23 protein-coding genes are annotated in these 25879 nt (G+C 59.0%); 15 read left to right on the top strand and 8 right to left on the bottom strand.

From position 1 onward, the window contains the following. The first annotated feature begins 15 nt into the window (after positions 1–15). From dnaX to F1529_RS15460, 4 genes are all read left to right on the top strand, one after another. A complete protein-coding gene (dnaX, locus tag F1529_RS15475; protein ID WP_155136086.1) occupies positions 16–1914 on the top strand; it encodes a DNA polymerase III subunit gamma/tau in 1899 nt (632 codons plus the stop codon). A gap of 106 nt (positions 1915–2020) precedes the next feature. Continuing rightward, a complete protein-coding gene (locus F1529_RS15470; RefSeq protein WP_007149395.1) occupies positions 2021–2338 on the top strand; it encodes a YbaB/EbfC family nucleoid-associated protein in 318 nt (105 codons plus the stop codon). 24 nt (positions 2339–2362) lie between these two features. Beyond that, the gene (gene recR / locus F1529_RS15465) at positions 2363–2965 is read left to right on the top strand and encodes a recombination mediator RecR (protein WP_007149477.1); all 603 of its coding nucleotides are present in this window, start codon (positions 2363–2365) and stop codon (positions 2963–2965) included. A gap of 160 nt (positions 2966–3125) precedes the next feature. Further along, the gene (locus F1529_RS15460) at positions 3126–4268 is read left to right on the top strand and encodes an acyl-CoA dehydrogenase family protein (protein WP_290518092.1); all 1143 of its coding nucleotides are present in this window, start codon (positions 3126–3128) and stop codon (positions 4266–4268) included. A gap of 148 nt (positions 4269–4416) precedes the next feature. On the opposite strand, the gene F1529_RS15455 is transcribed toward F1529_RS15460, so the two are convergent. Both F1529_RS15455 and F1529_RS15450 read right to left on the bottom strand, forming a co-directional pair. Beyond that, a complete protein-coding gene (locus F1529_RS15455; protein ID WP_155136083.1) occupies positions 4417–5409 on the bottom strand; it encodes a putative solute-binding protein in 993 nt (330 codons plus the stop codon). Between the two features lie 118 nt (positions 5410–5527). Next, positions 5528–6619 (bottom strand): AraC family transcriptional regulator, encoded by a 1092-nt coding sequence (locus tag F1529_RS15450; protein WP_155136080.1) that lies wholly within the window; start codon positions 6617–6619, stop codon positions 5528–5530. A 203-nt stretch (positions 6620–6822) separates the two neighbouring features. On the opposite strand from F1529_RS15450, the gene F1529_RS15445 reads away from it, so the two are divergent. Genes F1529_RS15445 through F1529_RS15420 form a run of 6 tightly spaced genes read left to right on the top strand, consistent with a single transcriptional unit; the run spans position 6823 to position 15792 of the window. Next, a complete protein-coding gene (locus tag F1529_RS15445) occupies positions 6823–7596 on the top strand; it encodes a hypothetical protein (RefSeq protein WP_039926139.1) in 774 nt (257 codons plus the stop codon). Between the two features lie 13 nt (positions 7597–7609). Further along, the gene (locus F1529_RS15440) at positions 7610–9235 is read left to right on the top strand and encodes a GH3 auxin-responsive promoter family protein (protein ID WP_155136077.1); all 1626 of its coding nucleotides are present in this window, start codon (positions 7610–7612) and stop codon (positions 9233–9235) included. Next, positions 9232–10323 (top strand): hypothetical protein, encoded by a 1092-nt coding sequence (locus F1529_RS15435; RefSeq protein WP_155136074.1) that lies wholly within the window; start codon positions 9232–9234, stop codon positions 10321–10323. The genes F1529_RS15440 and F1529_RS15435 overlap by 4 nt, the downstream gene beginning before the upstream one ends. Beyond that, positions 10320–11324, top strand: coding sequence for a hypothetical protein (locus F1529_RS15430; protein WP_155136071.1), 1005 nt, complete (start codon positions 10320–10322; stop codon positions 11322–11324). Before F1529_RS15435 ends, F1529_RS15430 begins: the two co-directional genes overlap by 4 nt. Further along, positions 11321–12505, top strand: coding sequence for an efflux RND transporter periplasmic adaptor subunit (locus F1529_RS15425; protein WP_007150274.1), 1185 nt, complete (start codon positions 11321–11323; stop codon positions 12503–12505). The genes F1529_RS15430 and F1529_RS15425 overlap by 4 nt, the downstream gene beginning before the upstream one ends. After that, the gene (locus tag F1529_RS15420; RefSeq protein ID WP_155136068.1) at positions 12502–15792 is read left to right on the top strand and encodes an efflux RND transporter permease subunit; all 3291 of its coding nucleotides are present in this window, start codon (positions 12502–12504) and stop codon (positions 15790–15792) included. Before F1529_RS15425 ends, F1529_RS15420 begins: the two co-directional genes overlap by 4 nt. Before the next feature lie 163 nt (positions 15793–15955). On the opposite strand, the gene gpmA is transcribed toward F1529_RS15420, so the two are convergent. Then, on the bottom strand, positions 15956–16702 hold the full coding sequence (gene gpmA / locus F1529_RS15415; RefSeq protein ID WP_039926133.1) for a 2,3-diphosphoglycerate-dependent phosphoglycerate mutase: 747 nt from the start codon (positions 16700–16702) through the stop codon (positions 15956–15958). A gap of 219 nt (positions 16703–16921) precedes the next feature. On the opposite strand from gpmA, the gene rnd reads away from it, so the two are divergent. From rnd to F1529_RS15390, 5 genes are read left to right on the top strand one after another with little or no spacing between them, the layout of a single operon-like run. Next, positions 16922–17995 carry a ribonuclease D gene (gene rnd / locus F1529_RS15410; protein ID WP_039927209.1) on the top strand — a complete coding sequence of 358 codons (1074 nt, stop codon included), beginning with the start codon at positions 16922–16924 and terminating at the stop codon, positions 17993–17995. After that, the gene (locus tag F1529_RS15405) at positions 17995–18312 is read left to right on the top strand and encodes a YcgL domain-containing protein (RefSeq protein ID WP_156790342.1); all 318 of its coding nucleotides are present in this window, start codon (positions 17995–17997) and stop codon (positions 18310–18312) included. Before rnd ends, F1529_RS15405 begins: the two co-directional genes overlap by 1 nt. Next, the gene (locus F1529_RS15400) at positions 18305–18763 is read left to right on the top strand and encodes a YcgN family cysteine cluster protein (protein ID WP_155136065.1); all 459 of its coding nucleotides are present in this window, start codon (positions 18305–18307) and stop codon (positions 18761–18763) included. The genes F1529_RS15405 and F1529_RS15400 overlap by 8 nt, the downstream gene beginning before the upstream one ends. A 50-nt stretch (positions 18764–18813) precedes the next feature. Next, complete coding sequence (locus F1529_RS15395) at positions 18814–19161, top strand: hypothetical protein (RefSeq protein ID WP_290494233.1); 348 nt, start codon at positions 18814–18816, stop codon at positions 19159–19161. Further along, complete coding sequence (locus F1529_RS15390) at positions 19158–19610, top strand: HIT family protein (RefSeq protein WP_007148530.1); 453 nt, start codon at positions 19158–19160, stop codon at positions 19608–19610. The genes F1529_RS15395 and F1529_RS15390 overlap by 4 nt, the downstream gene beginning before the upstream one ends. A gap of 18 nt (positions 19611–19628) precedes the next feature. Here the strand turns inward: F1529_RS15390 and F1529_RS15385 are convergent, their stop codons facing one another. From F1529_RS15385 to F1529_RS15365, 5 genes are all read right to left on the bottom strand, one after another. Continuing rightward, positions 19629–20363 carry a class I SAM-dependent methyltransferase gene (locus F1529_RS15385; protein ID WP_370457050.1) on the bottom strand — a complete coding sequence of 245 codons (735 nt, stop codon included), beginning with the start codon at positions 20361–20363 and terminating at the stop codon, positions 19629–19631. Continuing rightward, positions 20356–20718: a PilZ domain-containing protein gene (locus tag F1529_RS15380; RefSeq protein ID WP_039926129.1), complete on the bottom strand. Its 363-nt coding sequence runs from the start codon at positions 20716–20718 to the stop codon at positions 20356–20358. The genes F1529_RS15385 and F1529_RS15380 overlap by 8 nt, the downstream gene beginning before the upstream one ends. 5 nt (positions 20719–20723) lie before the next feature. Next, positions 20724–20876 carry a hypothetical protein gene (locus F1529_RS15375; protein ID WP_007149819.1) on the bottom strand — a complete coding sequence of 51 codons (153 nt, stop codon included), beginning with the start codon at positions 20874–20876 and terminating at the stop codon, positions 20724–20726. Positions 20877–21001: 125 nt separating this feature from the next. After that, positions 21002–23329 carry a TRAP transporter large permease subunit gene (locus F1529_RS15370; RefSeq protein ID WP_155136059.1) on the bottom strand — a complete coding sequence of 776 codons (2328 nt, stop codon included), beginning with the start codon at positions 23327–23329 and terminating at the stop codon, positions 21002–21004. A gap of 185 nt (positions 23330–23514) precedes the next feature. Then, complete coding sequence (locus F1529_RS15365; protein WP_155136056.1) at positions 23515–25845, bottom strand: TRAP transporter large permease subunit; 2331 nt, start codon at positions 25843–25845, stop codon at positions 23515–23517. Between the last annotated feature and the right edge of the window lie 34 nt (positions 25846–25879).

Here is a 25879-nt window from a genome sequence, read left to right as displayed (position 1 = left end):
TGCCGCTGGAGTGCTATGAGTTATCAGGTCCTTGCCCGTAAATACCGCCCCCGTACCTTCGATGAACTGGTGGGGCAGGAGCACGTTTCACGGGCCCTGATGCATGCCCTGGATCAGGATCGGCTACACCATGCCTACCTGTTCACCGGAACGCGCGGGGTGGGGAAAACCACCATTGCCCGTATTCTCTCCCGCTGCCTGAACTGCGAGCAGGGTGTCAGTGCACGTCCTTGCGGCGTATGCCCTACCTGTCAGGAGATTACCGACGGCCGCTTCGTGGACCTGATCGAAGTGGATGCGGCCAGCCGTACCAAGGTGGAAGACACCCGCGAGCTGCTCGACAACGTGCAGTACGCACCGACCCGGGGCCGCTACAAGGTGTACCTGATCGATGAGGTGCACATGCTCTCGGCGCATTCGTTCAATGCGTTGCTGAAAACCCTGGAAGAACCGCCTCCCCATGTGAAATTCCTGCTGGCCACCACCGATCCGCAGAAACTGCCGGTGACCGTGCTGTCCCGCTGTTTGCAGTTCAGCCTCAAGGCGTTGCCCGCCGAGCAGATTGCCGGGCACCTGAAAGCCTTGCTCGACAAGGAAATGATTCGCTACGAAGAGCCGGCGCTGCTGTCGTTGGGTAAAGCGGCTCAGGGTTCCATGCGGGATGCGTTGAGCCTGACAGATCAGGCGATCGCCTTCGGCAGTGAGCAACTCAGCAGTGAGGCGGTGAACGCCATGCTGGGTACGGTGGACCGCAACCACGTCCTGACGCTGCTGGTGGCGCTGGCGGAGCAGGAGCCCGGTGGCGTGTTGCAGGCGCTGGCGACGGTCAGCGAGCATTGTCCCGGCGAGCTGGCCTTGCTGGATGAACTGATCAGCCAGCTTCACCAGCTGGCGGTGTGCCAGGCGGTGCCCGGCAGTTATGACGAGACCCAGCAACAGCTGGCGGCCGCACTCACTGCGGAACAGATTCAACTGTATTACGACGTGGCCCTGCGGGGCCGTCGTGATTTGCAGGATGCGCCGGATAGCCGTGCCGCACTGGAGATGTTGTTGTTGCGCATGGTGCTGTTTACGCCCAAGGGCGTGCTGGTGCAGGGGGACAGCCCCGCCGCAAAAAAGCCTGAAGCGGCAGCGCCGTCGGCAGAGCCCGGCGGTAAGCCGGATTTGCGTGCCCTGCTGAACAGTCCGCCTGCCGCTGCGTCTCACTCAGAACCTGCTGCTCAGCCCCCCGAGCCGGCCCCTGCCACGGTGACATACGCGCCCGCTCAGCAAGCGGCTCCTGTAGAGACGGCAGCAGTGCCTGCGTCTGCGGATGACGCCCCGCCCTGGGATGATGGCCCGGTTTCGTCCTCTCCGTCAGCGTCGGCGGCCCTGGCCCAGGTAGAAGCGAATCAGCCAGAGCCTGCTGCCGAGACTGCAGCGGCGGTGGTAGCCCAACCGCAGAGTGACCCTGAGCCAAACGCTGAGCCTGCCCCGGAATCCGAAAACCTGGCGCCATTGGCGGAGCCGACCAATGAGGCGGAAGTGGCCACCTGGTGGGCCGCCTTGTTGTTGCGCCTGGACGTGGATGGCACGGTGCGCAATATCGCCCGTAATGCGGTGCTGATCAGCCGTGAGGAAAGCGTCTGGACGCTGCGGATCAGCCCCGGGCATCAGGTGCTGGTCAACAAGGAGCGGCTGGAAGAATTGAGCGGTGCGCTGGGCAATTACTTCCAGCGTCGCATCCAGGTTCAGGTGGAATTTGAGCAGCAGCCGGGCGAGACCCCGGAGCGAATGGCCGAAGCGCGCCGGCAGGAATTGCTGGCCCAGGCCAAGGATACCCTGCACGCCGACCCGGTGGTGCAGCAACTGGTCACCACCTTTGCGGGGCGGCTGGACGAAGAAAGCGTCACCCCGAAAGAGACAGTGGAATGAGAAACGCTGCACGCGGTATGTAACACGCAACACGGTAAAACCGCTTTTGTCTTTTTACCGTGTTGCGTGAAGCGTGCAGCCTGGTGCGTTGTTAGTGGAGCAAACCATGGATTTCGATATTAACAATCTCATGCAGCAGGCTCAGGCCATGCAGGAGAAGATGAAGAAAATGCAGGACGAGGCCGCCAACAGTGAAGTGGTGGGCGAGTCCGGTGCGGGCCTGGTGAAAGTCACCATGAACGGTCGGCACGATGTGAAAGGCGTGGATATTGATGCCAGCCTGATGAGCGAAGACAAGGAATTGCTGGAAGACCTGCTTGCCGCCGCGGTGAATGATGCGGTGCGCCGGGTGGAAAAACAGCAGCAGGACAACATGCAGAACATGGCGGGTGGCTTTCCCTTCCCGCCGGGCTTTAAACCCTAAGCATAGCCACGAGACGCCGAAATTGTGAAACACGCGCCGCTGGTCGACCAGCTGATCAATGCCTTCACCTGTTTGCCCGGAGTGGGCCCCCGTTCTGCCCAGCGCATGGCCTATGCGTTGCTGGACCGGGGGCGCGAATCCGGTCGCCGGTTAGGGGACGCCCTGCATGCGGCCATGGACGGCGTGCAGCATTGCCAGCGTTGCCGGAACTATGCTGAAGCAGAACTTTGCCCTGTCTGCGATGATCCGCGTCGCGATGCCTCGCTGGTCTGTATCGTTGCCACCCCCGGGGATGTGTTGGCATTTGAGCAGTCCGGCGAATACCGGGGCCAGTACTTCGTGCTGATGGGGGAGCTCTCGCCACTGGATGGCGTGGGGCCCCGTGAGCTGGGGCTGGATGTGCTTGAGCAACGCCTTAATGAAGGGCAGATCAGCGAGTTGATTCTGGCTACTGGCACGACTGTGGAAGGCGAAGCCACAGCCCATTATGTACTGGACCTGGCCCAGGACGCGGGAGTGGGTGTCAGCCGCATCGCCCAGGGGGTGCCCATGGGCGGTGAGCTTGAATTCGTTGATGGCGCTACCCTGGCACAGGCGCTGAGAGGCCGCAGGCCCTTTGACGCCTGATAAAGGGCACCTTCCAGGGTGTCTATCGAAAGCGTAAATCTCCTTTTCTATCCGTAAACACAAGCCGCGGTTTCGTCTGGTTTCCCTTGGCGGCTTTCTGTTATGGTTAAACCAAGCAAGCGCTAGGTTGTGCGCAATCCAATGAATCCAAGGAGGTCCAGTGAGCACCCTGAATTATTTCAATGAAACCCACCAGATGGTGCGAGATACCGTCCGCAAATTCGTTGAGCGGGAAATCCTCCCGGAGGTGGATGACTGGGAAGAAGCAGGGGAATTCCCCCGGGAGTTGTACAAGACGGCAGCGGATGCGGGCATCCTCGGCATCAATGCTCCGGAAGAGTTTGGTGGGACGGGTGAAGACGTCTTCATGAAAATCGCCGCCTGCGAAGAGCTGGTGCGTTGCTCGTCGGGCGGGCTGTGCGCAAGCCTGGGGTCGCTGGATATCGGGCTGCCGCCGGTCTGGAAATGGGGCAGTGAAGCCATGAAGCAGCGGGTAATTCCCGAGGTGATCAATGGCGACAAAATTTCCGCCCTGGCCATCACCGAGCCCAATGGCGGTTCTGACGTGGCGAACCTGCAAACCCGTGCCGTGCGCGATGGTGATCACTATGTGGTGAACGGTGCCAAGACCTTCATTACCAGTGGTGTGCGCGCGGATTATTACACCGTGGCAGTCCGTACCGGCGACAAGGGATACGGCGGCATCAGCCTGTTGTTGATCGAGAAAGGGACGCCGGGCTTTACGGTGGGACGGAAGCTGAAAAAAATGGGCTGGTGGGCTTCTGACACGGCCGAGCTGTTTTTCGAGGATTGCCGGGTGCCGGCGGAAAACCTGATCGGCCCGGAAAATGGTGGCTTCTATTGCATCATGAGCAATTTCCAGATGGAGCGTTTGATTCTGGCCGTGACGGCAAACAGCACGGCCCAGTTGGCGCTGGATGAAGCCATGAAGTATGTGAAGGAGCGGGAAGCCTTTGGCCGTCCTCTTGCCGGCTTCCAGGTGACTCGCCACAAGCTGGCGGAAATGGCGACGGATGTGAAAGCCAGTACCGAGTTTACCTACCGGGTGGCAGCCCAGATCGCAGCCGGCGAAAACTGTGTGCTGGATGTGTCCATGGCAAAGAATGTGGCAACACGCTGTGCTGACAGGGTGACCTATGACGCCGTACAACTCTTCGGCGGCAGTGGTTACATGCGTGGCACGGTGGTGGAGCGTTTGTTCCGCGACAACCGGATTCTGTCCATTGGCGGTGGCACCCACGAAATCATGAACGAAGTGATCGCCAAGCAGTTGGGGCTTTAAGAGACGCGACACGCTTCATGCTGCACGCAAAGCACGCTTAAAACCAAAGAGGCCGCGCCCAAACTCATGGACGCGGCCTCTTTTTTTCAGATTGCGACACTCTTGATCCGCGTTGTCGCGTGCAGCATGCAGCGTGGTGCGTCTCCCTTTAAGTACACTCCGCCCGCGCCGGTTCCATCTTGCAGCGTACCTTGCGCAGCAGGGTCAGCATGTCCGGGTCGTAGTAGCCTTCGTCACGAAGCTGGTTGCGGGCTTCCTGCATCATCACTTCGTACTCGGCCTTGTCTGCATCGGGGATTTCCACCCACCAACGCTTGTCCACGTGCTGGGCTTCTTTGTCCAGTTGATCGGTGATGCGGTGCAGGTTGTTGTAGAAATACTCCCGGGATTTTTGCGCCATCTCTGCCGGGAATTTGTCTTTCTTGGCGATCAGCTGAATGGTCAGCTGGGCCAGCGGATAATTGATGATGCCACCGTCCGGGCTCAGGCCCTTGTAGAGTTCCAGCGCGTTGTAGGCAACCAGTGGCGCAGCGATCACGTCTACCACTCCATTGTTGAACTTGGTGGAGAAGTTGGTGATGTCCGAGGCAACCGGTGTAGCGCCGACCTGGGAAACCAGCTTGGCCTGGGTTTCATCATATTCCAGCACGGCCACTTTCTTGCCGGCCGCTTTGGCCAGGGAGTTCACCTGGCGATCGTTAACGAATACATACGCAGCACCTGCAGGCGCAATCCCCATGATCTGGTAGGAGCCCTGTGACAGTTTGTCTGCGCTCTGGGGGTGAGAGAGAACCTGCAACACCACTTTCATGTGGTCCATGGAAGGGATGGCACCAATGGAATCAACCGTGCCGGCGTATTTGTTGAACGCCCGGCCGCGGATACCGGTAATCAAGGAGGCATCACAGACACCGGCTTTCAGGTCTTCCGCCGCAATGGCTTCGTTGGTGTAGGGCACCAGCTCGGTTTCCAGGCCCCAGTCCAGTGCGGCGGCTTTCCAGTCTTTCATGGCACCCATTACCGGGCCCACATTACCGACAATATCGAATACACAGATTTTGCGTTTAATGGTCTCTGCCTGCACGGAGAGGGAGGCAGTGAGCGCACAGGCCGTGACAACGGCGGTGAACAGCTTCTTCATCAGTCTCTTCCTGATTGTTATTGCTAGTATTTTGGCTGACGCCGGGAGCGTTCCCCGATACTAGTGCCAGGATCGGGGAACGCAAAAACACCAAGCGTCAGGAATGCGGGATATTAAGTCAATGGCCCGGCTGAGAGGGTGTTTCGCCGTCGGGTACATTCTGGTGCTCTTCTTCTGCGCTGTCCCAGGAAGGGGGCGGTACTTTGGCGTTGCGGCGGACTTCTCCGGGGGTGTGCCCTGTCCAGCCCCGGTATGCCTTGCTGAAACTGGCCTGGTCGCTGTAGCCCAGATACTCAGCAATTTTTTCCAGTGCCATATCGGTGTCCACCAGGTAGCGGGTGGCAAACATTTCACGAATTTCGTTGCGAAGGCCGCTGAAGGCAAACCCGGACAGGCTCAAATGGCGGCGTACAGAACGAGGGCTCATGCCCAGCTTGGCGGCTACCCGTTCCAGGGTGCTGTCACGGCCGGGAGCGTTGCGGATTTCATGGCGTACCTGAATGACGACCTTGAGACTTTCATCGCCCTGGGCCTGCTCCTGGGACCGGGCCGTGGCCAGATAGTTAGCCACGGTGGCGTCATCATCACGAGCCTGGCGCCCGGATAGTGGCAGCAGTACGCGGTTGTGCTCACAGTTGAATTTCATTTCGATGCCTTCGCCCAGATGCTGGAAACTGGAGGCTTTGGCTGGGCACGGAAAATCGTATTCAAACGTGAAACGGCGACAGACAAGCGATGCCAGTGCATGAATGCTGCCCATGTAGATGTTGGTAACAAAGGGTCTTAGTTCGCCCAGGTCCCAGCTGTCATGCAGGCGAATGGAGATGTCTTCGCCTGTGCAGTGGATTTCCATATCCATGATAGGCAATGAAACACGCAGATATTGCACCACCATATTAACCAGCTTGCGGTAATCCTGTTGGCGAAGCAGGGCAAAACCCAGCAGGCCATGACCCTGTAAATCCAGTTCCTGACCAAAGCGAAATGATGCGGTGTCGTCTTTGAGAAGGGCGTCGGCATGACGGAGCATGGTGAGAAGCTGCCTCATGGTCAGAAAGGCATCCGGGTTATCCAATAAGGCGGGGTCGATGCGGGCTTCTTTGAGTACGATGGTTCCACTTATTCCGTGTTTTTGTGTGAACCGTAAAAAACGGCGGGCATAGCGAATAGAAATTAGCGGAACGTCCAGTGCCATTCCATTATTTTTCATTTTTCTGCCTCGGCCATGCGGCCTGACATTGTTGTTATTTTACTTGTGATACGCGTCTCATTGGACGCGTTATTGTTACTGGTTTAAACCAGTGTTGCCATTTTTAACAAAAAAATGGCCGCTTTGACTATTAAGTAAATCACGGTCCGTGTAGATCATGAGCACCGCTTTTCAACGCATAAAAATAATCATGGAGCGGGAAAATGCAACGGGAAAATGCATCTAACCTGAAAGCCCGATATCTGCCCCTTTCCAAGGTGTCGGTACCCATAATGCGAAGAATGTATGAGATCTACTCCGGGTACTACGAAAATATAAGCCTGGATATTTTTTGCCAGGATATGGTGGAAAAGAGCGGTATATTTTTAGTGGAGGAGAAAGCAACCAAGCGCGTGGTTGGTTTTTCTACCTTGAAAGTTATCGACATGAACGTGGAAGGTCGCCGGGTAAAGGGCGTGTTTAGTGGCGACACCATCATTGAAGAAAAATACTGGGGTAGCAAAGCGCTTCAAGTGAAGTTTTTCTTCCGGATGATTCGCGAAAAAATACGCCACCCGTTCCGCCCCATGTTTTGGTTGCTGATTTCCAAGGGATATAAAACCTATCTGTTGCTGGCGAATAATTTCCATAATTATTACCCCAACCCAGAGGGAAAGGATCAGCGGTTAGCGCCGCTGGTTGATGCGTACTGCCAATCTCTATTTTCTGATTATTACTGCAATCAGCGCCGTCTTCTTGATTTTGGTGAGGGGTACACACATCTGAAATCCGATGTGGCGGGTATTTCTGACGAAATGCGTTTGGCGAACGAAAAAATCCAGTTTTTTGAAAAACAAAATCCATCCTGGCAGCGCGGTACGGAATTGCCCTGTATCGGACAGGTTAACCTGAAGCTCCTGGTTAGCTATCCGTTTCAGCTTTGGCAAAAAAAGCGCCGTAAAACCAAGCCTGCAGTGACCGCTGTGGCCTGCGAATAAGCCGGGAAATATCATGTTTGGACATCGTCTTCTGAAGCTGGCCGCCTGGCCAGGTGAGCGTCGTTTTGCGGCTGGCCGTGAGCGGCTGGAATCGGTACAGCGACAGAAACAGGCCGCGCTGCTAAAGCGGGTGGCAGCCAGCCCGCTGGGGCATCGAAACGGCATTCGGGGTGACTGGTCGTGGGAGGCGTTTGCGGACCGGCAGCCGGTTACGGATTATGAGCAATGGGCGGATGCGATTACCTTGTCGCGCGAGCACGGTGATTGTCGCTTGATCGATTCCCCCCTGGTTCGCTGCCAGCCAACCAGTGGCTCCACGTCAGCGATTAAATGGATTCCCTATACACGCCAGTTTCTTGGTGAACTGGATGCGGCCATTAGCCCCTGGATTGTGGATTTGTACCGGCAGTACCCCCGGCTGGTGCAGGGGCGTCATTACTGGTCCATGTCCTGGGTGCCCACCTCGCTGCGCGACAATATGCGCGAGGATGTGAATGACGACATTCAGCTGATGTCCATGGGCAAGCGCTTGCTGGCCGGTGCGACCCAGTGTGTGCCGCAGGATGTGGCGCTGGCCAGAACCTCCGATGATTCCCTGTTTGCCACCCTTGCCTATCTGGTCAGCGATCCGGCCCTGTCCATGCTTTCGATCTGGAGTCCCACTTTCGGGTTGGGGATGCTGCGTGCCATGGCACAGTGGCGAGAGGAGCTGGCTGAGGTGCTTAACACCGGATCCTGGGGGAACCGCATGCTTGGTGGTGCGGTGGATTCCTGCCCCTGGTCTCCGCAAGCGGCAGCCTTGTTGCGCGAGTGGGATGGCCGGTTAAACGCGGATTTCCTGATGGCGTTGTGGCCAAAGCTGGCGTTGGTGAGTGCCTGGGATACGGCGGCCTCCACGCCGTGGGCGAAAGAGCTGCATGCTTTACTTCCCCAGGCCGCGTTTCAGGGCAAAGGACTGTGGGCCACCGAAGGCGTGGTCACCATTCCCTATGCAGGGCGTTATCCGCTGGCGTATCGCAGTCACGTGTATGAATTTCAGGACCCTACCGATGGCCGTATCTTCGCGCCCTGGGAATTGGAGGCCGGGCAGCAGGTGATGCCGTTGCTGAGTACCGGCAGCGGTTTGTTGCGTTACCGGCTGAAAGATCTGGTGGAAGTGGATGATTTTGTCGGCGGTATTCCCAGCTTGCGTTTCCTTGGCCGAGCAGGAACCACTGATCTGGTCGGCGAAAAAATGACGGCGGCCGCTGTGGATGGTGCCATGGCCGCCCTGGCGTTACCGGAGGAATTGCTACCCGTATGCACTGTGGCGGTGGATCAATCCGCGCAGGGTTTGCCTGGCTATGTGCTGTTACTGGAAGGGGAGAACCCGGCAGTTGCCCAGCACATAGCGGTGCAAATGGAGTCGGCGTTGCAGTTGCACTTTCATTATCAGTTGGCGCGCAATCTGGGGCAGTTGGCGCCTTTGCGCTGCGTTATTCATCCGGGCATGCGTGAGCGTTATCTGCAGCATTGCCGTCAACGCGGCATGATCGAAGGCAACATCAAGATGGAGTCCCTGCAGTACTGGGCAGGGAGGGTGCCGACCTGGCTGGAAGCGCGCTCGGCACAAACACAGGAACCCGGAGTGACGGTATGAGTTACCGCATCCGGCCTGCCTGTGACCAGGATAACGGGGCCATCCTGGCGCTGCTGCAGGGGACGCCCCAGCACGGCGCGGTGACCCTGAATTTTGAGCGGCATCCGGATTACTTCCGGGGCGCCCAGGTGACCTGCGAACAGCCGGACGTGTGGGTGGCTGAGCCCAAGGGCGGTGCCGGTGAACTGGGCGCTGTCTACAATGTGGGTTGGCGGCACCTGTGGGTGAATGGCGAGGTGAAACCGATTCGCTATGCTCACGATTTACGTATCGCGCCGCAATTCCGTAATGGCCTGGTGCTGCACCGCCTGTTTCGCCAGTTGCGCAAGCAACTGTCCGAGGGCGAGTGGATGCAGACCACGGTGCTGCGCGACAACGAGGCCTCGCTGGGCTCGGTGGCCAGTGGCCGTGCCGGGCTGCCCACCTATTACCTCCACGGCACGATCGAGACCAGCCTGGTGTATACCCGGGCGCGCCATCAGCGGCTGCCAAAAGATGTGCAAATCCGGCAAACCGGTGAAGCCGACCTGCCCGCCATGGCGGCATTGTTGCAACGCGAAGGGGCCAGCAAGCAGTTCTTCCCCTACTGGGATGTCAGCCGGGTACGCGGTGATGCCTATTGTTATGGACTGAACCCGGAGAGCTTTCTTGGGCTATGGGTCAAGGGGCAGCTCAAGGGGTTGCTGGGATTCTGGGATCAGCAGGGTATAAAGCAGACGCGCGTGTTGGGTTATGCCCGGGGCCTGCGGTTTCTACGCCACTTCTACAATACCCATAGCGTGTTGCGCGGTGGCATGAAGCTGCCTGCGCCCGGCGGCATTCTGTCTTATCTCACCTTGCACTGTGTGGTGGTGGAAGATAACCAGCCTGATTTGTTGCGTCTGTTGCTAGATCACGCCGTGGACCGTTTTCATGGCCGATATGATGCACTGGTGTGTGGCTTCTTTGCCCAGGATCCACTGGCAACGGTACCGGCCCGCTACCGCCGTCGTCTGTTGTTGAGCGATCACTTTCTGGTGAGTTATGACGGCGATCCCCGCGAGCAACTTGATGATCGCCTGCCCTATGTGGAAGTGGCGCGCCTGTGAATACCGTGTCGACCCGCACCCTGTCGTCCCGGCCGCCGGTGGATTATATCGGCATGTGGTATCGCGCCCGAGCCGGGCTGGGTATTGATGATCGCATCGAATTTATCTTTATCGATCCGTGCAGTGGTGAACGCGATACCGTCGCCCTGCGTCATCGGGACCATGATGGCGTGGGCGGTATTGCCCAGGCCCTGAAACAACGCGGGGTGGCACAGCCTCCCATGCCGCTGAGCCGCCAGAAGCAGGCACCGCGCTGGTGGCAGCGTTGGCAACGGTTGCCGCACGACCTGCCTGCGCGGGAACCGGTGTGGCGCCACTGGCGCGATTTCCCTGGGCAAGCCGAAGCTGAAGAAATCGAAGACAGCCCGGTCTGCGTGCAATGGTTGAATCCGGCGCAGACCCGTGCGCTGTATCAGCGGGCTCACCAAAACAAGGTGTCGGTGAACAGCTTGCTATTACTGGCGTTGCACCGGGCGGTCTGCGACACCCTGATGTTGCACGGCATTGCCGGTAGCTGGTGCTTTCCGGTGAACATGCGCGGTGTGGTACCCATGCTGCGCGCGGATATGAACCTGTCCAGCGCGTTCTATCTCACCGTGGACCATGAGGACAAGGCCGCCAGGCTGGACCGTTCCGTGCGTGGCTACCTCAAGGCCAATGTGCACTGGCGGTATTGGCATCTGGCGCGTATTGGACGCTTGATCGGCCAGCGGGGAGTGAACTGGTTGTGTGGGCGCTTGCAGAAAGGCACCCAGCACTGCGGGTCTTTTTCCAGCCTGGGTGAATGGGAGATCGATTTTGCCTCCGCAGGGATGCGGGAAGATACCGTGTTTGCCTGCTGCGGCCCGGGCAGCCCGAGCCATCCGGTCGCCAACGGTGTGATTGTGGTGAATGGCTGCATGAGTCTGTCCCTGAAAGTGCACTCATCCCTGGGCGCGCCGCAAGCCACGGTGCGCCAGTGCTTACAGCGCTGGGTTAATTGGCTGGGAGTGGTTGAATGAAGTTGCCTGCCGGTTTGCGTTCTCTCAGCTTGCGAACACTGGTGGCATTGCTGGCCACCCTGGCCATGGCGATGGCCGTTTTTTCGCTTTATCTGGTGCCACCGGCGCCGCCGCCGGCCAAGGCTCAGGATAGTGTGCTGGCCCTCAATACCATGACTGTGGACTGGCAGGATGTGGTGATTCCGGTCTATAGCCAGGGGCAGGCCACGGCGCGCCATGATCTGCCCTTGAGTCTGGAAGTCTCCGGGCGAATCCAGCAGGTGGCGCCGGCGTTTGCCGATGGTGGGCGAGTGGCTGCTGGCGATGTGTTGCTCAAGCTGGACCCGGAGCCCTTTGCGCTGGAGGTGACCTCACGTCAGAACAGTGTCCATGCGGCGCGTCTGCACCTGGCCCAGACCCGGGCCAAGGCGCGGGTGTCTGGGGCTTCCGGGCGCTCGTCGGCGCTGGGGCGGTTCGAACCGCAACTGGACGAAGCCCTGAGCCGGCTGAGTGCTGCCCGTGCCAGCCTGCGTCAGGCGGAGCGTAACCAGGAACAGACCGAATTGTTGGCGCCGATCAGCGGGCGTCTGAAAGCCGTGCAGGTGATGGCAGGGCAACATGTGCAGGCGGGCAGCAAGCTGGCCCAGTTGTACCAGGAAGACCAGGTGGAAATTCGCCTGCCGGTCCGTGATGAGTGGCTTGGCTTGCTGGGTATCGTGCCTGGTGATGACAGCACACTGGAGGCGGTCAGTGTGATCCTGACCGGCCGTTTCGCCGGCAGGGAGGGGCACTGGGAAGGCAAGGTGGTGCGCCGTGAAGGGGGGCTGAACCGCAACCAGATGATGTACCTGATCGTGCAGGTCGCCAATGACGGTCAGTCATTGCCACTGGAGCCCGGTGTACTGGTGCAGGCCGAACTGCGCGGTGCGGCGACGCCGGCGGTGGCGGTGTTGCCCCGTTCTGCCCAGGCCGGTGACCAGTCTGTCTGGGTGCTGGACGACGACCAGCGTCTGCGTCGCCAGTCGGTGGCGATACTGCATCAGGACAGTGACAACCTCTACCTCCACGATGGAGTCAACAGCGAGACGTCGGTGGTGTTGGCCGGGGATCTGCAATTGCTGGAAGGCATGCGGATCGATCCACGCCCGGCCCAGACCGGTCTGGCCCATCACAGCGAGAACAGTGGTGAGGGACATCCATGAATCGTTCCATTGCCTGGTTCGCCAGAAATGGGGCGGTTGCCAACCTGTTGATGATGACCCTGCTGCTGGCAGGGCTGCTGGCTATTCCCCATACCCGTCAGGAAACCCTGCCCAATGTGCCGCTGGACCGCATCGGCATTTATGTGGCGTATCCCCAGGCCACCCCGGAAACCGTGGAATCGCTGGTGTGTACGCCGGTGGAAACGGCGGTGGACGATGTGGAGGGCGGCACTGAGCTGATCAGCGAATCCCGTGAGGGGTTATGCAGCGTGCAGCTGGATGTGCTGGAAGGGCATGATACCGGCGATGTGCTGGAGCAGATCCGCACGCGCCTGGATGCTCTGGATAACCTGCCCAAGGGGGCCGCACGCCCGCGGGTGCAGGAGCTGATTGTGCGTAACCGGGTGGTGCGGTTGCTGCTCAGCGGCTCCCTGTCCCGCACGGATCTGTACCAGCTGGGCAACCGGGTTCGCCGGCAGCTGCTCAACCGTGATGCTATTTCCAGCGTGGATATTGAAAACCTGCCGGAACGGGAAATGGCGCTGCTGGTCTCCCGGGATGATCTGTATCGCTACGAGCTGACGCTGGATGGTATTGCGGCTGCAGCCAGCCAGAGCGTGCAGCGCATCGCCGGCGGTGTGCTGCGCAGCGACAAGGGCGACTGGCTGCTGCAGACCGGCGAGCAACCCGGTGATGCCCGCGCTTATGAGCAACTGGTGATCCGCCAGTCGGAGCAGGGGGACTTGTTGAGCCTGGGCGATGTGGCCCAGGTGCAGGACGGTTTTTCCCGGGACACCCAGGCGGCCTGGCTGGATGGCAAACCGGCGGTGGCGCTGGATGTGTACCGGGTAGGCGATCAGAACGTGCTGGATGTGGCCGGGGCTGTGCGTGACTACCTGGCAGAAGCGGATCTGCCTCCCGGTGTCGGGTTACAGGTGTGGAGTGACGATGCTCGCCAGTTCAGTGAGCGCTCCAACCTGCTCTGGCGTAACGCCTTGCAAGGCCTGGTACTGCTGACACTCATGCTGGCCATCTTCCTGACCCTACGGCTGGCGGGCTGGGTGGCACTGGGGATTCCCGTGTGCATGCTCGGTGCCTGCGCCATGCTGCCGTTGCTGGGCGAGTCCTTCAACACCATCTCCCTGTTCGCCTTTATTCTGGTGCTGGGGATTGTGGTGGATGATGCGGTGATCGTGGGCGAAAGCATTGACCACCAACGCCGCCAGGGGCTGACCGGGGGGCAAGCCGCTATCAGTGGGGCGCAACGGGTGGCGAAACCGATTTTGTTTGCGGTCATGACCACGCTTTTTGCCTTTGCCCCCTTGCTGTTCTTGCCGGGGCCGGAAGGGGCATTGATGCGGGTTATTCCCATCGTCTCGATGACCATCCTGTTGCTGTCGCTGGTGGAGTCGCTGTGGATTTTGCCAGCCCACTTGAGCCACGATCGTCCGGCGCGGGGGCTGTGGCTGAAATCCGAACAACTGGCTACGCGCCTTAACGATGGTCTGGAGCGCTGGCTGGACCAGCGTGCCCGGCCGATTCTGCAACGCTGCCTGCACTGGCGTTATGTGTTGGTGGTGGTATTCGTGGGCCTGTTTGTTTTCTGCTGCGCGTTGGTTAACAGCGGCTGGTTGACCATGGTGTTGTTCTCCCGGGTGGAAGGAGACCGGGTGATGGCGGAAGTGGTGTTCCCGCAGGGCACCGGTGATCCTCGTCTGGCACGGGAAGTAAGGGAGCTGGAAGATTCCGCCCAGGCGCTGGCTCGCCAGCTGGCAGGGGACGGTGAGGCTGCTCAAGCCGAGGCACCGATCCACATCGATGCGGTGTTTGCCGAACAGGGCGTGCGCCAGAAAACCTCCAACGCTCGTGATCCCGGTGCGCGATACCGGGTTCGGGTGACCCTGGCGATCAGCGGTGATACCAGCGCCCTGCCGCCTCGGGAAATCGCGCGGCGGTGGCGCGATCAGCACGGGGTGATCGCCGATGCGTTGTCAGTGAAATTCCATGCCAGCCTGATGCAGGTGAAACCGGATATTCATATCAATCTGTTCCACCCGGACCTGACGACGCTACAGCGGATGAGCGAGCAGGCGGCGCTGGCGTTGGCGCGCATGGATGGGGTCCACGAGGTGGCCAATAATCTGCATGCCCAGCGAACCATTGTGGATATCAATCTGCGTGAAGAAGGGGAGCGAGCGGGTTTGCGGGCCGAGCAAGTGGGGGCGCAGGTGCGCAATGCGTTCCACGGCATCGAACTGGATCGCTGGTTTGAACAGGACCAGGAGGTGCCGGTGATGCTGCGGCTGGCCCAGGCCGACAGTCGCCAGATTACCGATCTGGAGCGAATGCCGGTGCAACTTGCGGACGGTGAAATGACCGTGCTCGCGGCCGTGGCCTCGCTATCGCGCCGGCAGGCGCCGGCCATGATTAGCCACTATGACGGTCGTCGCAGTGCTACGGTGAGTGCCTTTGTGGATGAACACACCACGTCTCCAGCTCTGGTGATGGCAGAGCTGCGCAAGGCGCTGCTGGATCCGATGATAGCGGTTGACGATAAAGCCGGCTGGACGGTGGCGGGCAAGCAAGCGGCGATCAAGGACTTCCTGTCACACCTGTCGATAAGCTACCTGATTGCATTGGCCGCAATCTTCTTCCTGCTCACCATTCTGTTCGGCGGTTATGGCCAGCCCCTGCTGGTGATGGCGGCGATTCCGTTTGGTCTGGTGGGGGCCTTTATGGGGCACTTTCTGCTGGGTTACAGCGTGACACTGTGGTCGCTGGTGGGAATTATCGCGGTGAGTGGCGTGGTGGTGAATGACAATCTGGTGTTACTCGATGCCATCAACGACCTCCGGGATAAAGGCGCATCGTTACGGGATGCGGTGATTAGTGGTGTGAGCGGGCGGTTGCGGCCAGTGATGTTGACGTCCATCACCACGTTTGCCGGTGTCGCTCCGCTGATGCTGGAAACCAGCGTGCAAGCCCGCTTTCTGATCCCCATGGCCGTCTCGCTGGCCTTTGGGGTGCTGTTTGCCACCTTGGTGAGCCTGTTGCTGGTGCCCAGTCTGTTGGTGGTATCCAATGATGTGAAGGGACTGGTCACGCGTTGGCTGGCCCGCTGGCGAGCGCCGCAGGCATCGGAACAGGATACCGTGGAGATGGCCTATGAACGCGGCCGCTTGTATGCCGGATGGGGAGGGGCCAACCCGTATCACGATGCGGTGCTGGGCTCCGCCTGGGAGGCGGGCCGGCAGGATTATATGCAAGGCCAGGTAGGCGCGCAGTGATGCAGGTTTCTGGCGGGGCTTTGTGCGTCAGGCGTCAGCCGTCCAGCAAACCCCATGAATGCAAGAGGCCGCACCCCAAACAGGGGCGCGGCCTCTTCGTTAACAGCAAGCTTTGCGGTTGTACGCGTTGTGGCGTGCCCCGTGAAGCCTGCTGCGTCTCTCTTTACGCCTTACCTTGATTGGCCACCGCTTCAGCTGCTTTCGCTGCCGCTTCTGCGTCGCCCAGGTAGTAGTTCTTGATGGGCTTCAGGTTGTCGTCCAGCTCGTAGACCATCGGCACGCCGGTGGGGATGTTGAGCTTGACGATTTCCTCGTCGGAAATGTCACCCAGGTATTTCACCAGCGCGCGCAGGCTGTTGCCGTGGGCGCAGATCAGTACCTGTTTGCCCGCTTCGATTTGCGGTTTGATGTCGCTTTCGAAGTAAGGCACGAAGCGGTCGACCGTGTCTTTCAGGCTCTCTGACAGGGGAATCTGCGCTTCACTCAGGTTCTTGTACACCCGGAAGTTGCCGGCGTAGCGCTCGTCGTCTCGCTCCATTTTCGGCGGTGGTGTGTCGTAGCTGCGGCGCCAGATATGCACCTGGTCGTCCCCGTACTTGGCGGCCGTTTCCGCCTTGTTCAGCCCCTGCAAGGCACCGTAGTGGCGCTCGTTCAGGCGATAGTCACGGATCACCGGGATCCACATCTGGTCCATGTTGTCCAGAATGCTCCACAGGGTGCGCACGGCACGCTTGAGCACCGAGGTGTAGGCCACATCGAACTCAAAGCCGGCTTCCTTCAGCAGCTCGCCTGCGGTGCGGGCTTCCTCGCGGCCTTGCTCGGTCAGATCCACGTCTTTCCAGCCGGTGAAGCGGTTTTCCTTGTTCCATACGCTCTGGCCGTGGCGGACCAGTACCAGTTTCGTGCTCATTAGCGTCATTCCTGTGCGATTTCAATGCGGCGCAAAGAGTAGCAGAAATGCGCCGGGAAATTGAGCGCCACAGCCCGTATAATCGTCGCAAATTCTGTTGCCGCTGCCGGCAAGGCCTGTCCTGTGTGTTTTTTTGCAGGCCATTTTGCCCTTTTCATGCGCAGCGATGACCTGTGAAAGCCGCTTCAAGGGCTTTTCATTCCCGGACAAGGCGAAAACATGGCGTATCTTTGGTGCGAGGACAATCAGGCAATCAGTGAATGGCAAGGTGGGCTGACGGCGGGGACCCCGCTGTATCTGGACACGGAATTTATGCGCGAGCGCACCTTCTGGCCGCAATTGGCGCTGGTGCAGGTACACGACGGTGAACAAATCCGCCTGATTGATACCACCCGGGTGGATGGCCCCACGCTGTCTCCGGTATTTCAGCAGCACACCCTGGTCATGCATGCTTGCTCGGAAGATCTGGAAGCCATTGCCACCTTTACTGGCCAATACCCGGCAGCCATCGAAGATACCCAGATTGCCGCGGCACTGAGCGGGGAAGACATGCAGTGGGGCTACCAGAAAGTGGTCCAGATGCTGTTGGGTGTCGATTTGCCCAAAGGTGCGACGCGCACCAACTGGCTGAAACGGCCATTGAGCGACGAACAGCTTCACTACGCCGAAGATGATGTGAAATACCTGCCGGAAGTGGCGGCGATTCTTGCCGAGCGACTGGACAAGCTGGGGCGTCGCGCCTGGTGGCAGGAAGAGTGCGAACGTTTGTTGAACCAGGCTCGCAGTGTCACGCCTGCCCAGGATGCCTGGCGCAACGTGAAGGGGGCGGGCCTGCTGCAGGGGGAAAGCCTGGCGGTGCTGGCGGCCCTGACACCCTGGCGAGACCAGATGGCCCGGGAGCGGAACCTGCCAAAGAGTTTCGTGCTCAAAGATGCCCAGCTACTGGACCTGGCCCGGGCCAGTCGTAGTGACCGGGGCTTGCTGGCGGATCTGGGCTTTCATCCCAAGCAAATTCGTCGCGATGGTGATGCCTTGCTGGCGCTGATGGAAGAGGGCCGCCGGCAGACTCCGCCGGACCCGTTGCCGGGCCCGCCGGATGCGGCACAGAAGAAACTCGCCAAGACCCTGCGCAACCGGGTAGGCGTGATCGCCGAAGAGATGGACATGAAGCCGGATGTATTGATGCGCCGGCGTTGGCTGGAAGCCCTTATCCGTCACCCAGACCGGGTGCCGGAGCCGTTGACCGGGTGGCGCCATGACATCGTCACCCAACCCCTGCTGGAGTTACTGTAGTGAGTGAGGGAGTGTTGAAAGGCAAGCTGTTTTGTTCGATCTACAAGAGCCGCCGCAAAAGCGGTATGTATTTGTATGTGGATCGTCAGAAGGGCCTGAAAGAGGTGCCAGAAATACTGATGGGGCAATTTGGCCATGCTGAACATGTGACCGACATGATCCTTAACCCGGAGCGGCCTTTGGCCCGGGCGGATGTGGAGCAGGTCATGGGTAAAATCCGCGAGCAGGGCTTTTATCTGCAGATGCCGCCGCCGCCGGATGAAGACCTGTTCATGGCCGATGGCCATCCGGACAAACCGGCCGGGCGTGATGCCTGAGGTGACCCTGCCACTGCGTGCGCAGTTCTGGACCCTGCCACTGGGCGAGCTCAATGCCCGCGAGTGGGAGGCGCTGTGTGATGGTTGTGGCCGTTGTTGCCTGGTCAAACTGGAAGATGAAGATAGCGGCGAGTTGGCGTTTACCAATCTGGCCTGCCGCTTTCTGGATAGCAAAAAATGTCAGTGTCGGGTGTATCCGGAGCGTTTTCAGCGGGTCCCTGACTGTATTCAAGTGACTGAAGCCATTGCCCGGGATACGGACTGGCTGCCGTCCACTTGTGCGTATCGTTTGCGCGCCCATGGCCAGCCGTTACCCGGCTGGCATCCGCTGCTCAGCGAAAATGCGGGCAGCGTGAAGCAGGCAGGTATCAGCGTGGCCGGGCGCGTGGTGTCCGAGCAGCTTGTGCCGGAAGACGATTGGGAAGAGCATATTGTTCACTGGATAGACTGAATGCAGGTGAGTGCCTGGCAGTGGATTCAATCACACGTGTAGGAGAAGTTGTGACAACACAAGCATATCTATGGGGCTGGTTTGCCTACCTGATCGGCAGCGTCGGCGTATTGTTTGTCTGGTGGTGGCTGACACGCCCGCTGTCACGGTGGGGCAAGGTGCCACTGCGTACCGTGTTGACGGCCCTGTTGCTGACCCCCTGGTCTGTTTCCCCGCAACATGACGAATGGGCGCCGGCCTGGGTGGTCAGCCTGTTCGATGGCCTGGCGCAGGAAGACGTGAGCCTGTGGCGCGCTGGTGGGCCGCTGTTGGCCATGCTGGTGGTGGCATTGGTGGTGGCAGCATTTGAACTGTGGCGGCAGCGGCGCAAACAAGCGGCCATGCCGGTTCAGCAATGAGCCAGTGTATTTTCTGCCAGATCCAGGCGGGCACGTTGCCCGCCAGCGTGGTTTACCAAGATGAACAGGCCATGGTGATTCTGGATCTTTTCCCGATCCGTGAAGCCCATTGCCTGGTCATTCCGCGTGAGCACGCGCCTCTGCTGGAAGGGCTGGACGCTGCGGTGACACACCACTTGATGGATCTGGCGCGGCGGACCATTGTCGCCCAGAAGCGGGCCGGCCTTGCCGTAAAGGCACACAACGTGGTGGTCAACGATGGCCGTGAGGCCAATCAGCATGTGCCCCATGTGCACGTGCACGTGATCCCCCGTCGCGGCGGCGATACGCTGGTAACGGCGCTCACCTGGGCAACCCGTCTACTCAATGTCTTCGGCATGGCGAAACGACGCAAGCGCCTGGATCGGCTGGCAGGCCTGTTGTCTGAGCACTTCCCCGACAGCGCCTGACGCTCGCTCGCGTGCCGCTTAATGGGGGCGCGGCTTTCGCCAGGCGCGCACCCGTAGTGGCCAGTGCACGGTGCGTGTCTGTGGCCCCCATTGTGTTCGCAGCGCTGCACTGAAGGGGGCCAGCGGACTCTGGCCGGCTCTGGCTGCATGTACCAGCGCGGACCAGGTATCCAGATAACCAATAAACGTCTCCACGGACCATTCCCGTTTTATGGTGGTATCCGCAAAGTGCAGGGCTGGCCAATGCAGCTGTGCCTGGGGGGAGCCAGCCACCACATCGGCGCGTTCCGCCGGCCACCATGGGCCCAGTGGGCCATCATGGAATGCCCTGACCATCCCTTCCAGACCCTCCACATCGCACAGGCCATAACTGACCAGGGCCAGTACCCCGCCGGGTTTCAGAACCCGCTCAGCCTCGGCAAAGAAGGCGGTTTTGTCGAACCAGTGAAATGCCTGGGCAACGGTGATCAGGTCCACACAGGTATCTGGCAGGGGAAGCTGATGGGCCTGCGTCGCCAGAAAGCTTGTGGCTGAGGCTGGCGCAGCCTGAAGTTGCCGAAGGCTGATATCGGTGCCGATCACATGCTGGAAGTGGGGTTCCAGGCCGCGGCTGGCCTGGCCGCTGCCACAACCCACATCCACAGCAAGATGGCTGGCAGGGCTTTGGGCGCTGAGCCATTCAAAAAGCGTATCGGGGTAGGTGGGACGAAACTGCTGGTAGTGCTGGCCGCGTTGAAACAGGCTGTCAGTCACTGAAATAACCGGTGGTATCAAAATGCGCCGCCCACAGGCGTCCGTCCGCCCGTTCCAGGTCCAGGGCGACACCGGCCAGCAGGTGGCCTTCCGGGGCTGCGCACCAGGCAATGGTGCCGTAAAGGTGGTATGTGCCGTGTTTTTCCAGCAGGGCAACCCAGAGCTCAACATCCGTATTGGGCTTGATCGGCGCAGGCAACTCCACGCTGATCCCGGCGAGGGAAATATCGTGGGTGGTCAGATACAGGCGATCTTCCGGTGCCACGGCATCTGACCCGGCGGGCAGCAAGGTAAGAGACAGGTTCTCTTCACGGCTGATCCGGGGGTGGCGTCGGTTGTCCATTGCTGTAGCCATATGACTTACCCGTAAATCATTCTGTCAACAACGTAAGCGGCGGTGGCCATGGTGGCAACCACCCCGAACAGGAACAGCAAGAACAACAGGGCGGGCTTGATCGTTTTGGGAAGCGCTTCGGTTTCGCGTGAAGCGCGGGGTTCCTGCGTTTTACTCATCAGTTATCTCCCTGACATATCCGCCTACTTTACAGTATCAGTTATTCCGGGACGATAGGAAACTGGGGCCTTGCAGGGCTGGCAACTTGAGCCCTGCAAGGGTTTTTGGCAGTTTGCGACGCTGATCACCCTGTGACGTCTATTTTCTGAAATAGCCAGTGATGCAGGCTGTCAGAGAGCAGCGGCACAAAGGCAACCAGCAACAGGGCCGTGAGCATGACGGCAATGGGCAACAGGTATTTTTCGTAGCGCCGGTAGAAAGAGCCATTGATGACTTTGGCGCTTTCCACCTCGTCATCACCGACGACCTGGCGCGTCAACAGGTGGTTAAGGGCGACGGGTGGAGACAGGTAGCCCAGCTCGAAGGCAACGAGGCTTATCATCCAGAAGTGCAATGGGGCGATGCCGTTATCGAACGCCACCTGGGCGATGGTCGCGTTCACCAGAATGACCGCCCCAAAGGGGTCCATGATCATGCCGATGATGACCATGGTCACCACCAGCAGCGTCATGGCGACCCAGATCGAAGGGAACGTTTCCGGCAAGGCTTCCATGATCCCTGAGCGTTCCAATAGTCCCCCCATGCTGACGGTCAGTGCCATCAGCATGAGCAGCGCACCAATATGCCCGGTGGTTTCATTGGTGGAGAAGCGCAGAGAGCTTTCCAGGTTGGTTCCAACCCCTTCTTCCTTGGCTGGCAGTTCTGATACCTCGCCGCTGGGTTTGAACAGATAATGGATAAGCAGACTGATGCCGAGAATCAGGTTTCGCCAGAACAGCCCGGTTAACGTATCGGAAAGCTGGTTGGCGGAGGTGCCAGATGGAATATTGCCGGCATCCAGTGCGTTGCTGACCAACCAGGCGTCATAGCTTGAATGGATCAGCAGTAGAGCCAGTACCGCGGCGCACAGGTGCAGGAAATGACGGCTGAACTTCTCATAGATCAGCACGGCCAGCATGATCATCGGCAGGATGATGGGCGCATAGTTTTCGTTAAGTTGGGCCCCCAGGATGTCTCTGAAAACCACCACCACGGTGCCAATGACAATGACGTAAGGCAGCAGGGGGACAAGCCGTTTCAGGCTTGCGGGAAACGCTTGTGAGAACGGGGCGATGCGTGCCGGTTCGGTGCGGGCAAACTGACTGTAAATGAAGAACAGTAATAGCGATAAACCGAAGACCTTGATGCCAGAAGTGAACAGTTCATCTGTGGTCACGCTGTTATTCAAGGCGGCGATAATGACCACCAGCAAACAGGGGCGCAACACGACACCCATGGACCCGGACATGGCCGCCCCGGCCAGTGCCAACTGCTTTCTCGCGCCGGCGCGGACCAGCTCGTGGTATACGGTTGCACCGGCAGCGATGATAAAAATACCGGATGCGCCGGTATAGGCGGTGGGGATAGCGGTAACAGCAAGAATCACAAAGCACATCAGTTCGGGTGACATGCGCCAGGGGCGCAGCACATCGAAAACCAGATGCACCATCTTTGTCTGTCGCAGCATCATCCCTACCCAGATATAAAGCCCCAGGCTGAGAAACATGGTGGAAAATTCCATCATCATGCCCAGGTAGACGCTGGTGCCGTGCAGGTAGCCCTGAGACATGAACTGGATGCTGGCACTGAGGCACATATACGCGTACAGCGGAATCGTTAGCAGTGCCTTGCCCCAGCTACCGCCTTCTTCCAGATCCTTGGGCGGAGAAAAAAGCTGCCAGAGAGACGCGGCGCTGAGAATGGCGAAGCCGCCTATCCATACTTGATGTAAATAAAAGTGGTTTACCTGGACGCCATCAGCCATCGCCTTGATTTCCTCACTGCGATAGATCAAGGCAGAAGCCAGAAGCAGCACATTGGCAGTGAGCTGGCCGAGGGTGGAGACCAGATGATCCTTGCGGGTGCGTGCCGGGCGCAAAGCGATATGGTGACGGGTCAGGGTGGCCGTCGCTGCGCAAATGAGCAGCAGCAAGCAAAGAATCAGTCGCTTGTAGTCGCCCAGAATGCTGACCACCTGTGCCACGCCTCCCTCCAGGGTGCGAAAGGCAATGACGCCGGGGGTGACCTTTTCCTGGACCATTTGGTAGTTTGCCCACTTTTCACGGCACAGCGTTTGTGCGGACTCCAGGGACTGGCGCAACGCCTTTTCATCGATTTCGGTGCCAAAAAAACCGGCGAGGGGATCGTCGGCCATTTTCTGTTTCTTTTCGGCAATGGCGCGTTCCAGCTCCCTGTCCAGGTCAGCATCCGCGTTGCAGGTGGGCTCATTCAGGGCGCCGGCACTACGCAGTTGAAAATAGTTGTCCCAGGTGTTTTCACCGATCGAGAGAAGTTGGGAATGAATAACCTGCCCGGAAGCCAGGAAAATCGTCAGCAATAGCAGCAGCAGGGTAGGCAGGGAGGAAAACCACTCTCGGGCGGTACGCCGTTCCATGCGCAGGGATGTGGCCATGTGTTGTCCTTGTTATTTTCCTGTGAGCAAAGATTTTGCAAATTAGCACGCTGGCATAGGTATGGAAAGGCAGTGCTCGATGGCGCAGGAAGGGGGGCGGGCCGCAAAGAGATGAGGGCACAACGTTGCTGACCCCAAAACGCAAAAAGGGCCCGAATGGGCCCTTTTTGCTGTGTCGGTTAGCGTTAGTGAACGCCGACCTGGATCTTCTGGAACAGGAACTCGTGGAGCGAGTCCGACATCAGCGGTACGTAAGAGACCAGCAGCAGCGCAGTCAGCATCACCGCGATCGGCAGCAGGAACTTCTCGTAGCGGCGGTAGAAGCTGCCACCCGGTACCTTGGCGGATTCCACTTCCTCGTCCCCGACCACTTGCCTTGTCAGCAGGTGGTTCAGTGCCACAGGGGGTGACAGATAACCCAGCTCAAAGGCCACCAGGGTGATCATCCAGAAGTGTAATGGCGCAATACCATTGTCAAAGGCAATTTGGGCAATGGTTGCGTTGACCAGAATCACCGCCCCGTAGGGGTCCATGATCATGCCGATAATCACCATGGTGACGACCAACAGGGTCATGGCCAGCCAGATGCTCGGGAAGGTTTCAGGCAGCATTTCCATGACGCCGGAACGCTCGATGATGCCGCCGACACTGACCGACAGGGCCATCAACATCAGCAGGGCGCCAATATGGCCGGTAGTCTCGTTGGTCGCAAAGCGCAATGAGCTTTCCATCTTGTCGCCCACGCCGGGCTCTGGCTGATAATGCGGATCCATATCCGGGGTTTTCACCAGGTAATGGGTCACCAGACAGGCGCCAAGGATGACATTACGCCAGAACAGTCCCCAGAACAGGCCTTCCAATTGCTCTGCAGAGGTGCCGGTGGGAATGGCGCCGCTGTTCAGTGCTTCATTGATGATCCACAGGTTGTAGCAGGAGTAGATCAGCAATGGCACCAGGACCACGGTGAACACATGCAGGGATTTCTGGCTCAGCTTTTCGTACGCCAGGATAGACAGCAGCATCACCGGCAGAATGATCGGTGCGTAGTTTTCGTTCAGTTCCGTATCCAGCAGGTCACGGAAGAGTACGACAACCGTCCCCATGATGATCACATAGGGCAGCAGCGGGATCAGTCGTTTCAGACTCTGGGGAACCGCTTCCGAGAACGGCGCAATACGTGCCGGGGCAGTACGGGCAAACTGGCTGTAAATGAAGAACAGCAGCAGTGACAGACCGAAGATTTTCAGGCCGGACGTGAAGAGTTCATCGGTGGTTACACTGTTGTTCAGAGCCGCGATGATAACCACCAGCAAACAGGGACGTAGCACCACACCCATGGAGCCGGACATGGCCGTGGCAGCCAGAGCCAGTTGCTTGCGGGCGCCGGCACGAACCAGTTCGTTATAAATGGTGGCACCCGCAGCGATAACGAAGATGCCGGAGGCGCCGGTGTAGGCTGTGGGCACAGCGGCAACCGCCAGAACAACGAAACACATCAGCTCTGGTGACATTTTCCAGGGGCGCAACACGTCGAAGACCAGATGCGCCATCTTGGTCTGGCGCAGCAGCATACCAATCCAGATATACAGCGCCAGGCTCAGGAACAGTGTAGACAGCTCCATCATCATGCCGAGATAGACGCTGATGCCGTGGTAGTAGCCCTGGCTGATGAACTGCGCACCGGCGGTAAGACACATAAAGCTGTACAGCGGGATGGTCAACATCGCCTTGCCCCAGGTGCCGCCTTCCTCAAGGTCTTTGGGTGGGCGAATCAGCTGGTAGAGAGCGGCCAGAGACAGCAGCAGAAAGCCTGCGATCCAGAACTGATGCAGATAGAAATGATTGACTTGAACCCCGTCGGCCATGGCGCTAATTTCTTCGCCACGGTACAGCCAGGCAGACATGAGTAGCATCACGTTGGCGGCAAGTTGCCCCACGCTGGAAACAAAGTGATCTTTTCGTGTGTGTGCCGGGCGCAGCGAAATATGATGGCGACTCAAGGTGGCGGTCGCGGCACAGATCATCACCAGCAGGCAAAGCAGCAGGCGTTTGTAGTTGCCCAGGGTGGTAACCACTTTGGCAACGCCACCTTCCAGGGTTCGGAAGGCAATCACACCGGGGGTGGCCTTCTCCTGAATAAGCTCGTACCGCTCCCACTTGCCGCGACAGTTCGCTCTGGACGATTCCAGTGACTTGCGCAGGGCTGTCTCGTCGACCTCTGTGCCGAAGATGCCCGCGAGGGGGTCGTCAGCCATTTGCTGTTTTTTCTGCTTGATGGCTTTTTCCAGTTCCTGATTCAGGTCTGGATCACGGTTACAGGTGGGTTGCTCCACCATGCCCGCGCCACGTAGCAGGAAATAGCCTTCCCAGGTGTTTTCGCCGATTTTCAGTAGCTGAGAGTGAATGACTTCGCCGGAAGCCAGAAAAATAGTCAGCAGAAGAAGAATCAGGGTGGGAAGGGAGGATAACCATTCCGCCACGGAACGGTTTGCAACAGTCAGAGAAGGTTTATCCATTGTGCACCCGGTTATTGTTATACCGCCGAAAAAG

Source organism: Alcanivorax sp. VBW004 (assembly GCF_009718865.1).
Classification (GTDB): Bacteria; Pseudomonadota; Gammaproteobacteria; order Pseudomonadales; family Alcanivoracaceae; genus Alcanivorax.
The sequence above is the reverse complement of the archived record's forward strand: the minus strand, read 5'-3'. Positions and strand labels throughout refer to the sequence as shown.